Origin of the sequence: Streptomyces albireticuli, assembly GCF_002192455.1 — a bacterium.
Classification (GTDB): domain Bacteria; phylum Actinomycetota; class Actinomycetes; order Streptomycetales; family Streptomycetaceae; genus Streptomyces; species Streptomyces albireticuli_B.
Genome location: NZ_CP021744.1, coordinates 2,183,419 through 2,195,000 on the forward strand (window position 1 = coordinate 2,183,419; position 11,582 = coordinate 2,195,000).

Annotated in this window: 3 protein-coding genes, 1 tRNA gene and 2 rRNA genes (1 of these 6 running past the window's edge); 1 reads left to right on the forward strand and 5 read right to left on the reverse strand. The window is 67.9% G+C overall.

Features of this window, described 5'->3' with window-relative positions:
* Positions 1-107: 107 nt before the first annotated feature.
* Positions 108-5,630, reverse strand: a complete 5,523-nt coding sequence (locus SMD11_RS09025) for a HAMP domain-containing protein (RefSeq protein WP_087925956.1) — start codon at positions 5,628-5,630, stop codon at positions 108-110.
* A gap of 213 nt (positions 5,631-5,843) precedes the next feature.
* Here SMD11_RS09025 and SMD11_RS09030 point away from each other — a divergent pair, with 213 nt between their 5' ends.
* Positions 5,844-8,504, forward strand: a complete 2,661-nt coding sequence (locus tag SMD11_RS09030; RefSeq protein WP_087925957.1) for a SpoIIE family protein phosphatase — start codon at positions 5,844-5,846, stop codon at positions 8,502-8,504.
* 96 nt (positions 8,505-8,600) lie between these two features.
* On the opposite strand, the gene SMD11_RS09035 is transcribed toward SMD11_RS09030, so the two are convergent.
* The 4 genes from SMD11_RS09035 to SMD11_RS09050 all read right to left on the reverse strand — a co-directional run.
* Positions 8,601-8,676: transfer RNA gene (locus SMD11_RS09035), tRNA-Thr, on the reverse strand.
* A gap of 85 nt (positions 8,677-8,761) precedes the next feature.
* Positions 8,762-9,445 (reverse strand): DegT/DnrJ/EryC1/StrS family aminotransferase, encoded by a 684-nt coding sequence (locus SMD11_RS09040; protein WP_087925958.1) that lies wholly within the window; start codon positions 9,443-9,445, stop codon positions 8,762-8,764.
* Positions 9,446-9,562: 117 nt separating this feature from the next.
* Positions 9,563-9,679 (reverse strand): 5S ribosomal RNA (gene rrf, locus SMD11_RS09045).
* A 75-nt stretch (positions 9,680-9,754) separates the two neighbouring features.
* Positions 9,755-11,582, reverse strand: a 23S ribosomal RNA gene (locus SMD11_RS09050); it runs 1,296 nt beyond the window's last position.

The following is an 11,582-nucleotide window of genomic DNA, read 5'->3' on the forward strand; positions in this document are numbered from 1 at the left end:
CGTAGCGGAAACGTAGTGGGAGACCAGAAGGTTCCCCGGATCCCGGCCTCCCACACGTCATCGGCCACAGTCGGTCAACAGGTGGTCAGGAACCTTCCGGCCATCCGTCACTCGGCGCGCATCCACTGCTCCATCACCGTCAGCAGGTGATCCGTGTCGACCGGTTTGGTGACATAGTCCGACGCCCCGGCATCGATGCTCTTCTCCCGGTCGCCCTTCATCGCCTTGGCCGTCAGCGCGATGATGGGAAGCCCCGCGAACTGCGGCATCCTGCGGATCGCGGCCGTCGTGGCATAGCCGTCCATCTCCGGCATCATGATGTCCATCAGGACCACCACGACATCGTCGTGCTGCTCCAGGACCTCGATCCCCTCCCGGCCGTTCTCGGCGTAGAGCACCGAGAGCCCGTGCTGCTCCAGGACGCTCGTCAGGGCGAAGACGTTGCGGATGTCGTCGTCGACGATCAGCACCTTCTCGCCGTGGAAGCTCCTGCGGAAGCCCCGGCCGAAGCCGTGGTCCGACGGTTGCTCTGCGTCACCGACGGGCGGGCTCTGCCACGGGTCGCCCTCCGGGACGGCGGGCTCGGCAGCCGCCGGGCGGGACACCGGGTCCACCGGCGCGGGCGCGGGCCACTGCCCGGCCGCCTGCGCGGCCCGCCTGCGCCGCAGGAAGAGGCCGGCCGCACCGCGCGCGGAGTCCTCCACGGCCCCCGTAAGGCTCTCGCCGATGTGGTCCACGTGACCCGCGAAGTCCTCGCCCGGAAGCTCCGGCACCGCGGCGACGTGGCCGCCCGGCGTGAGCTGCGGATAGCCCTGGGGCGGCAGCTCACCGGCGTTGAGCGGGAGGTAGAGCGTGAAGGTGGAACCACGGCCCGGCTCGCTCGCCGCGTGGATCTCACCGCCGAGCAGCCGGGCGATCTCCCGGCTGATCGACAGCCCGAGGCCGGTGCCGCCGTACTTACGGCTGGTCGTCCCGTCCGCCTGCTTGAACGCCTCGAAGATCACCCGCATCTTGCTCGCGGCGATGCCGATGCCGGTGTCCGTGACGGAGAAGGCGATCACCTCACCGTCCGGGTCCCGCAGCGAACCCGCCTCCAGCAGCTGCTCGCGGATGCTGTCCGGCACATCGCCGCCGGCCGGCCGGATGACCAGCTCGACCGCGCCCGTGTCCGTGAACTTCACGGCGTTCGACAGCAGGTTGCGCAGCACCTGGAGCAGCCGCTGCTCGTCGGTGTGCAGCGTCGACGGCAGCTCCGGCGAGACCCTTACGGAGAAGTCCAGGCCCTTCTCCGCCGTCAGCGGCCGGAAGGTGGCCTCCACGTAGTCGACGAGCTGGACCAGCGCGATGCGCGTCGGGCTGACGTCCATCTTGCCCGCCTCGACCTTCGACAGGTCCAGGATGTCGTTGATCAGCTGGAGCAGGTCCGAACCCGCGCCGTGGATCGTCTCGGCGAACTCGACCTGCTTCGGCGAGAGGTTGCCCTCGGCGTTGTCCGCGAGCAGCTTCGCCAGGATCAGCAGCGAGTTCAGCGGGGTGCGCAGCTCGTGCGACATGTTGGCGAGGAACTCGGACTTGTAGCGCATCGAGACGGCGAGCTGCTCGGCGCGCTCCTCGAGCACCTGCCGGGCCTCCTCGATCTCGGTGTTCTTCACCTCGATGTCGCGGTTCTGCCGGGCCAGCCGCTCCGACTTCTCCTCCAGCTCGGCGTTGGAGATCTCCAGCGCCTTCTGCCGGTTCTCCAACTCCGCCGACCGCTCGCGCAGTTGCTCGGTGAGCTCCTGCGACTGCTTGAGCAGCACCTCGGTCTTGGTGTTGACGCTGATCGTGTTGACGCTCGTGCCGATCATCTCGGCGATCTGGTTGAGGAAGTCCTTCTGGATCTGTGCGAACGGCTGGAACGACGCCAGCTCGATGACGCCCAGGACCTGGCCCTCGAACAGCACCGGCAGCACGATCACATGGGCCGGCGGGGCCTCCCCCAGCCCGGAGGCGATCTTCAGATAGCCCGGCGGCACGTTCTCGACGAGGATCGTCCGCTTCTCCTGCGCGGCCGTGCCGATGAGCGTCTCGCCCGGCCGGAAGGAGGTCGGCATCGAGCCCATGGAGTAGCCGTACGAGCCGAGCATCCGCAGCTCGTACGCGTCCTCGCCGCCCTCGCCCTCCAGCGGGTCCTCCGGCATCGCCAGGAAGAACGCGCCGTGCTGCGCCGAGACCACCGGCGTCAGCTCGCTCATGATCAGCCCGGCGACGTCCTCCAGGTCCCGGCGGCCCTGCATCAGGCCGGAGATCCGGGCGAGGTTGCCCTTGAGCCAGTCCTGCTCCTTGTTGGCGAGCGTGGTCTCGCGGAGGTTGGCGATCATCGTGTTGATGTTGTCCTGGAGCTCCAGGATCTCGCCGGCCGCGTCCACGTCGATCTTGAGGTTGAGGTCGCCGCGGGTCACCGCGGTGGCGACCTCGGCGATGGCGCGCACCTGGCGGGTCAGATTGCCCGCCATCTCGTTCACGGACTCCGTGAGGTCGCGCCAGGTGCCGTCCACGTCGCGCACCCGGGCCTGGCCGCCCAGCTGTCCCTCGGTGCCCACCTCGCGGGCCACCCGGGTCACCTGGTCGGCGAAGGAGGACAGCTGGTCGACCATCGTGTTGATGGTGGTCTTGAGCTGGAGGATCTCACCGCGCGCATCGATGTCGATCTTCTTGGTCAGGTCGCCCTGGGCGATGGCGGTGGTCACCATCGCGATGTTGCGGACCTGCCCGGTGAGGTTGGACGCCATCGAGTTCACGGACTCGGTGAGGTCCTTCCACGTCCCGCTGACGCCCAGGACACGGGCCTGCCCGCCGAGGATGCCGTCGGTGCCCACCTCGCGCGCCACGCGCGTGACCTCGTCCGCGAAGGACGACAGCGTCGTGACCATGGTGTTGACGGTGTCGGCCAGCTGCGCGACCTCGCCGCGCGCCTCGACCGTCACCTTCTTGGTCAGGTCGCCGTTGGCGACGGCGCTGGCGACCTGCGAGATGTTGCGGACCTGGCTGGTCAGGTTGTTGGCCATCAGGTTGACGTTGTCGCTGAGGTCCTTCCAGATGCCGGTGACGTCCCGGACCCGCGCCTGCCCGCCGAGCTGGCCTTCGGTACCCACGTCCCGGGCGACCCGGTTCACCTGCTCGGCGAAGTCGGACAACTGGTCGACCATCGTGTTCACGGTGGTGACGAGTTCGAGGATCTCGCCCTTGGCGTCGACCGTGATCTTCTTCGACAGATCGCCCTTGGCCACCGCCGTCGTCACCTCGGCGATGTTGCGCACCTGCGAAGTGAGGTTGTTGGCCATGAAGTTGACGGACTGGGTGAGGTCCTTCCAGGTGCCGGAGACGCCCTGCACCTCCGCCTGGCCGCCCAGGATGCCCTCGGTGCCGACCTCACGGGCCACCCTCGTCACCTGATCGGCGAACGAGGACAGCTGGTCGACCATCGTGTTGAGGGTGTTCTTGAGCTCCAGGATCTCGCCCCGGGCGTCCACGTCGATCTTCTGCGACAGATCGCCGCGCGCGACCGCCGTGGCCACCTGGGCGATGTTCCGCACCTGTGCGGTCAGGTTCCCGGCCATGCCGTTGACGGAGTCCGTGAGGTCGCGCCAGACGCCGGCCACGCCGGGCACCTGCGCCTGACCGCCCAGCCGGCCCTCGGTACCCACGTCCCGGGCGACCCGGGTCACCTGCTCGGCGAAGGCGGAGAGCTGGTCGACCATCGTGTTGATGGTGTTCTTCAGCTCCAGGATCTCGCCCCGGGCGTCCACGTCGATCTTCTGCGACAGATCACCCCGGGCCACCGCCGTCGTCACCTGGGCGATCTGGCGGACCTGCGAGGTCAGGTTCCCGGCCATGAAGTTGACCGAGTCGGTCAGCTCCTTCCAGGTGCCGCTGACGCCGTCCACCCGGGCCTGGCCGCCCAGCCGGCCCTCGGTGCCCACGTCCCGCGCCATCCGCGTGACCTGGTCGGCGAAGGACGACAGCTGGTCGACCATCGTGTTCACGGTGTTCTTCAGCTGGAGCATCTCGCCGGAGACATCCACGGTGACCTTCTGCGACAGGTCGCCGTTGGCCACCGCCGTCGTCACCTGGGCGATGTTGCGGACCTGGCCGGTGAGGTTGCGGAAGGCGGTGTTCACCGAATCGGTGAGGTCCTTCCACGTCCCCGCCGCACCCGGCACCGCGGCCTGACCGCCCAGCTCACCCTCGACACCGATCTCCCGTGCCACACGCGTCACTTCGGCGCCGAAGGCCGACAGCTGGTCGACCATCGTGTTGACGGTGTTCTTCAGGTCCAGCATCTCGCCGGACACGTCGACGGTGACCTTCTGCCCCAGATCACCGTTGGCCACGGCCTTGGTCACCTGGGCGATGTCACGCACCTGCGTGGTGACGTTCCGGAAGGCGGTGTTCACCGAATCGGTGAGGTCCTTCCACGTCCCCGCCGCACCCGGCACCTGCGCCTGGCCGCCGAGCTGTCCCTCGGCGCCGACCTCACTGGCCACCCGGGTGACCTCGTCGGCGAAGGTCCGCAGGGTCTCCGTCATCTGGTTGATCGTCTCGGCCAGCTGCGCGACCTCGCCGCGCGCGCTCACCGTCACCTTCTGCGACAGATCGCCGTTCGCGACCGCCGTGGTGACCTGCGCGATCCCCCGCACCTGCGCCGTCAGATTGCCGGCCATCAGATTGACCGAGTCGGTGAGGTCCTTCCAGACGCCCGCGACGCCCGGCACCTGTGCCTGACCGCCCAGCTCGCCCTCGGTACCCACCTCGCGCGCGACGCGGGTCACCTCGGAGGCGAAGGACGAGAGCTGGTCCACCATGGTGTTCACGGTGTTCTTCAGCTCCAGCATCTCGCCCGCCACGTGCACCGTGACCTTGCGGGAGAGATCGCCCTTCGCGACCGCCGTCGTCACGAGAGCGATGTCACGCACCTGAGCGGTGAGCCGGGAGGCCATCGTGTTGACGGAATCCGTGAGGTCCTTCCACGAACCCGACATTCCTCGCACCCGGGCCTGCCCGCCGAGCTTGCCCTCGGTGCCGACCTCGCTCGCCACCCGCGTCACCTCGTCGGTGAACGCCGACAGCTGGTCCACCAGCCCGTTGACCGTGCGGCCCACCTTGAGGAACTCGCCCCGCAGCGGGTGCGCCTCCCCGTCCGCCCCGGGCGAGCGCAGGTCCATCCGCTGCTCCAGGTCGCCCTCGGCCACCGCCGACAGCACCCGCCCGACCTCGGACACCGGCCGCACCAGGTCGTCCACCAGGGCGTTCGACGCGTCGATCGCCGCGGCCCAGGCTCCCTCGCAGGCCCCGGTCTCCAGCCGTTCCGTGAGTTTTCCCTCACGGCCGACCACCCGGCGCACCCGCGCCAGCTCGCCGGTCAGCTGCATATTGCGGTCGGCGACCTCGTTGAAGACCGCCGCGATCTCGGCCATCACGCCGTCGCCGGAGACCGTCAGCCGTTTACGGAAGTTCCCGTCCCGCATCGCGGCGAGCGCCGACAGCAGCCGGTTCAGCGCCGCCGTGTCGACTTCCGTCGTCCCATTGGCCCGGGACCGTCCGCCCTTCGCGCGCGTGCTCACTGCCCGCGCCTCCGCGCCAGACTCCACCGTGTCCCTCCCGCAGGGTCGATCATCCTCGTCGGGCTTTCAGTTCAATCTTTCCCAGTGTTTCACCCTGGCCCGGCCAGGCCATAACAGTTCGGCAGCATCGCACACGGCCCGCGGGCACTCCCAAGGTGGAATCAGCGCGCACCGCCCTCCGCCCGTGCGATGAAGGTAAGTAACCTGGCATCCGGCCGGGCAATGGAGGGGCGCTGCGACATGGGTGAGCAGATCGCCGAGACGTACACGAGGAGACCTGTGATCACCGCGCGGGCTGCCGCCACCTTCGAGCCGGTCGGACGTTCGGTAGCCGCCGCCCGGGCCTTTGTCAGGGACACACTCCAGGGATGGGGTTTTCCCGACATCATCGATGACGCGGTCGTCCTCACGAGCGAGCTCGTCACCAACGCCGTCGTCCACGCCGGCACCGCCGCGGACGTCCTGTGCATGCGCACGGAGGACGGCGTGCGCGTCGAGGTCGCCGACCGCTATCCGGAGCGCGAGGTGCCGCTCCAGAGCTCGCCGCGCCGCATCGGCGGCGTGGACCGCGAGGGCGGCCGCGGCCTGCTCCTGTGCGCCGCGCTGGCCGCCCGCTGGGGCGTCGAGTACACCCCCACGCACAAGCAGGTGTGGTTCCAGCTCGACCTGTCCGACCGCCCGGCCGGCACCCGCTCCGCCGGCCCCGCCCTGCCGCCCGAGGCCCTTCCGGTGGCCGACCCCCGGGTCAGGGTCGCGGTCGTCCAGATCGACCGCACGGGCGCCATCAGCTCCTGGAACGACGACGCCGACGTCCTCTTCGGCTTCCCCGCCGACCAGGTGATCGGCAAGCCCCTCACCGACTTCGCCGCCTGGCCGCACACCCCCGGCACCTCCACGGGTGTCGCCGAGGCCCTGCGCCTCTCCCGCTGGGAGGGCTCCTACGGCATAAGGGGCGCCGACGGCCGTATCACCCCCGTCTACGCCTCCCACCTGCGCGTACGGGACATCGCCGGCGCCCCCTCCACGGTCTGCCTGCTCGTCCGGGAGGACGAGCGCGCCGTCCTCCAGAGCCTCCAGCGCACCCCCGCGACGGACACGGCCACCAGCGAGCGGGGCCCGGCCACGGACCCCTTCGAGGTGTTCATCGGCTCGCCCGCCCCCGACGACCTCGACGGGCTGCTCCAGCGCACGGTCGAGCGCGCCCGTGACATGCTCGACGGCGACGCCGCCTATCTGCTGCTCGCCACCGACGACGAGACCGAGCTGGAGGTCCGCGCCTCCACCGGCCTGCCCTCGGCCCGCCAGCGCTTCGCCCGCGTCCCCGTCGAGGCCGGCACGGGCCGCTACGGCTCGGCCCGGATGCCCGCCGTCCATGAGGACCTCGCCGTCCTGCCCGGCGCCGTCCCGCTGCTCGCCGACACCGGCATGCGCTCGGTCGTCACCGTCCCGCTGAAGGTCGAGGGCCGCCTCACCGGTTCACTGGGCGTCGCCGCCGAGGCCCCCGGCCGCTACACGAACGAGGAGGCGCTCCGCCTCCAGTTCGCCGCCGACCGCATCGCCCTCGCCGTCGAGCGGGCCCGGCTCAACGAGCTGGAGCGGCTCCGCCGAGGCTCGCTGTCCTTCCTCGTCGAGGCCTCCGACCTGCTGGCGGGCACCCTGGACCGGGACCAGACGCTGGCCCTGATGGCCCAGATGACGGTCCCCACCCTCGCCGCCTGGTGCGCGGTCTACACCGTGGCCGACCCGGCCTCGGAACCCGAGCTGTCGTACGTCCTGCACGAGGACGAGGACCGCATCGACGGTCTGAAGACGCTCCTCGGCAAGCTCGACCCGCCGGAGCCAGTGCCCACCCCCGGCGCCCGCGTCTGGACGGCGCCCGCGGAGGCCGCGCACGCCGCAGCGCTGCGCAACTCCCTGCGCAGCCTCGGCCTCACAGACATCGCCCAGCAGCCGGTCGGCCCCGGCACCTCGCTCGCCACGGCGACCGCCGTGGGCGGCGAGACGGTGGTGCTGCCGCTGGTGGCCCGCAACCGCGTCATCGGCATGCTCACCCTCGGCAAGCCCACCGACGACCACTTCCGCCAGGAGATCCTGGAGCTCGCCGAGGACCTCTCCCGCCGTGCCGCGCTGGCCCTGGACAATTCCCGGCTCTACAGCGAGCGCACGGCCATCAGCCAGTCCCTCCAGCGCAGCCTGCTGCCCCCGGAGCTGCCCCTCGTGCCGGGCGTCGAGGTCGACGTGATCTACCGCGCCGCAGGCGAGGGCAACGAGGTGGGCGGCGATTTCTACGACCTGTTCCCGATCCGCGACGGCGCGTACGGCTTCGCCATCGGCGACGTGTGCGGCACGGGCCCGGAGGCGGCCGCCGTCACGGGCCTCGCCCGGCACGCCCTCCGGCTCCTCGCCCGCGAGGGTTACGGCGGCCCGGCGGTACTGGAGCGGCTCAACGCCGCGATCCTGGACGAGGGCGCCCGCAGCCGTTTCCTCACGCTGCTCTACGGGGAGCTGTGGCCGCAGGAGGACGGCAGCGCGATCCTCAAGGTCGTCTGCGCCGGCCATCCGCTGCCGCTGCGGCTGCGCCCCGACGGCGGTGTGGAGGCCGCGGCGGACCCCCAGCCGCTGCTGGGCGTGATGGAGGACCTGGAGCTGTACGAGCAGACCGTCACGCTCGATCCGGGCGACGTCCTGCTGTGCGTCACGGACGGTGTGACCGAGCGCCGCGAGGGTGCCCGCATGCTCGGCGACGACGGCCTGGCGGACGTCCTGACGACGTGTACGGGTCTGACGGCCGGTGCGGTGACGGCGCGGATCCTGCGCGCCGTGGAGCGCTTCGCGGCGGAGCCCGCGTCGGACGACATGGCGATCCTGGCCATGCGAGTGCCGGAGCGTCAGGAGCCCTGAACCGGGGGCCGGTCCGGCCGGCCCCCGATATCCGGGTCTCCCCCGGGCATCCGGATACGAAGAAGGCCCCCGCCATTCGGCGGGGGCCTTCTTCTGTGGAGCCCCAATACGGAATCGAACCGTAGACCTTCTCCTTACCATGGAGACGCTCTGCCGACTGAGCTATTGGGGCCGGCAACGAGATAAAGCATACCCGACTTTCGCACGTCCTTTTGACCACCCCGGGGGTGCGGGCCCAGGCGGTTCTCGACAGCGGTCTAGACGGCCGCCGGCAGCAGCCCGCCGAGGGCGTTGCACGCCGCGACGACCCGGTGCAACTCCCGCTGGGTGGCCGAGGCGTCCATGGGCAGCGCGAGGCACTGGTCGGCGGCGCGCTCGGTCTCCGCCAGCCACAACTCCCGCCTGAAGGACGGCAGCCGGTGCACGGGTGTCTGTACGGGCACGTGGCAGCGTACGCCGCGGAGGCGCAGGGCCCTCGCGAACGCGTCCCGGTCGGGCCGCCCGTTGCCGGGCACCCGCACCACGTACGAGCGGTAGCCGTGCGGGACCCCCGGGGGCACGGAGGGCGTCTCCACGCCCCTGAGCCGGGCGTTCAGGTACAGGGCGTTCTCCTGGCGCCGCCGGGTGTTCTCGTCGGCGGGCGCGGCCGGCTCGTACTCGACGACGAGCAGTCCTCGCTTCTCCGCGACGGCCCGGAGGCCGGCCAGGTCGGCGTGTCGCCCGAAGAGGTGTACGGGCATCACGGCCGCGGTGCGCAGTGTCAGGGTGGCGGCGACCGAGGCCGGGTCGAGGCAGAGGCTCTGCGGGTCGATGTCGGCGAACACGGGCGTCGCTCCGGCCCGGCGGACGACCTCGGCGGCGTCCGTCGTGGCGTATGAGGGCACGACGACCTCGTCACCTGTACCGATACCCGCTGCGGTCAGCATCTCCACGGTCCCCATGGAGGGAGGGTTACCGCGCGACGTTAACGCGGGGTGACACTCCGCAGTTCATCGTGAAAACAAAAAAGCTCTGTTGTCTGAACCGAAGTTCAGACAACAGAGCTTTTTCTAAAATTTGTTCGGCGGCGTCCTACTCTCCCACACGGTCCCCCATGCAGTACCATCGGCGCTGAAAGGCTTAGCTTCCGGGTTCGGAATGTAACCGGGCGTTTCCCTAACGCTATGACCACCGAAACTCTATGAAATTAACGAAACCGGATATCGACACGGGTCGTTACTTCAGAACCTACACAGTGGACGCGAGCAACTGAGGACAAGCCCTCGGCCTATTAGTACCAGTCAGCTCCAACCGTTACCGGTCTTCCACACCTGGCCTATCAACCCAGTCGTCTACTGGGAGCCTTACCCTCTCAAAGGAGGAGGGAGTCCTCATCTCGAAGCAGGCTTCCCGCTTAGATGCTTTCAGCGGTTATCCTTTCCGAACGTAGCCAACCAGCCATGCCCTTGGCAGGACAACTGGCACACCAGAGGTTCGTCCGTCCCGGTCCTCTCGTACTAGGGACAGCCCTTCTCAAGACTCCTACGCGCACAGCGGATAGGGACCGAACTGTCTCACGACGTTCTAAACCCAGCTCGCGTACCGCTTTAATGGGCGAACAGCCCAACCCTTGGGACCGACTCCAGCCCCAGGATGCGACGAGCCGACATCGAGGTGCCAAACCATCCCGTCGATATGGACTCTTGGGGAAGATCAGCCTGTTATCCCCGGGGTACCTTTTATCCGTTGAGCGACGGCGCTTCCACAAGCCACCGCCGGATCACTAGTCCCGACTTTCGTCCCTGCTCGACCCGTCGGTCTCACAGTCAAGCTCCCTTGTGCACTTACACTCAACACCTGATTGCCAACCAGGCTGAGGGAACCTTTGGGCGCCTCCGTTACTCTTTAGGAGGCAACCGCCCCAGTTAAACTACCCACCAGACACTGTCCCTGATCCGGATCACGGACCCAGGTTAGACATCCAGCACGACCAGAGTGGTATTTCAACGACGACTCCACACACACTGGCGTGCATGCTTCACAGTCTCCCACCTATCCTACACAAGCCGAACCGAACACCAATATCAAGCTATAGTAAAGGTCCCGGGGTCTTTCCGTCCTGCTGCGCGAAACGAGCATCTTTACTCGTAGTGCAATTTCACCGGGCCTATGGTTGAGACAGTCGAGAAGTCGTTACGCCATTCGTGCAGGTCGGAACTTACCCGACAAGGAATTTCGCTACCTTAGGATGGTTATAGTTACCACCGCCGTTTACTGGCGCTTAAGTTCTCAGCTTCGCCTGGACGAATCCAAGCTAACCGGTCCCCTTAACGTTCCAGCACCGGGCAGGCGTCAGTCCGTATACATCGCCTTACGGCTTCGCACGGACCTGTGTTTTTAGTAAACAGTCGCTTCTCGCTGGTCTCTGCGGCCACACCCAGCTCAGGAAGTAAATTCCATCACCGGACATGGCCCCCCTTCTCCCGAAGTTACGGGGGCATTTTGCCGAGTTCCTTAACCATAGTTCACCCGAACGCCTCGGTATTCTCTACCTGACCACCTGAGTCGGTTTAGGGTACGGGCCGCCATGAAACTCGCTAGAGGCTTTTCTCGACAGCATAGGATCATCCACTTCACCACAATCGGCTCGGCATCAGGTCTCAGCCTTAACGTGTGACGGATTTGCCTACCACACGGCCTACACCCTTACCCCGGGACAACCACCGCCCGGGCTGGACTACCTTCCTGCGTCACCCCATCGCTTACCTACTACCACCTTGGGTCAGCGGCTCCACCACTCCCCTTTGTCCGAAGACTCCAGGGCGGCTTCACGGCCTTAGCATTAATGGATTCGATATTGGGCGTTTCAAAGCGGGTACCGGAATATCAACCGGTTGTCCATCGACTACGCCTGTCGGCCTCGCCTTAGGTCCCGACTTACCCTGGGCAGATCAGCTTGACCCAGGAACCCTTAGTCAATCGGCGCACACGTTTCCCACGTGTGTATCGCTACTCATGCCTGCATTCTCACTCGTGAACCGTCCACAACTCGCTTCCGCGGCTGCTTCACCCGGCACACGACGCTCCCCTACCCATCCC

What these genes read in the sequence shown, in the direction of transcription:
- SMD11_RS09030 (WP_087925957.1), top strand. Translation starts at nt 5,844, where the DNA reads ATGGGTGAGCAGATCGCCGAGACGTACACGAGGAGACCTGTGATCACC.
- SMD11_RS09040 (WP_087925958.1), bottom strand. Translation starts at nt 9,445, where the DNA reads ATGGGGACCGTGGAGATGCTGACCGCAGCGGGTATCGGTACAGGTGAC.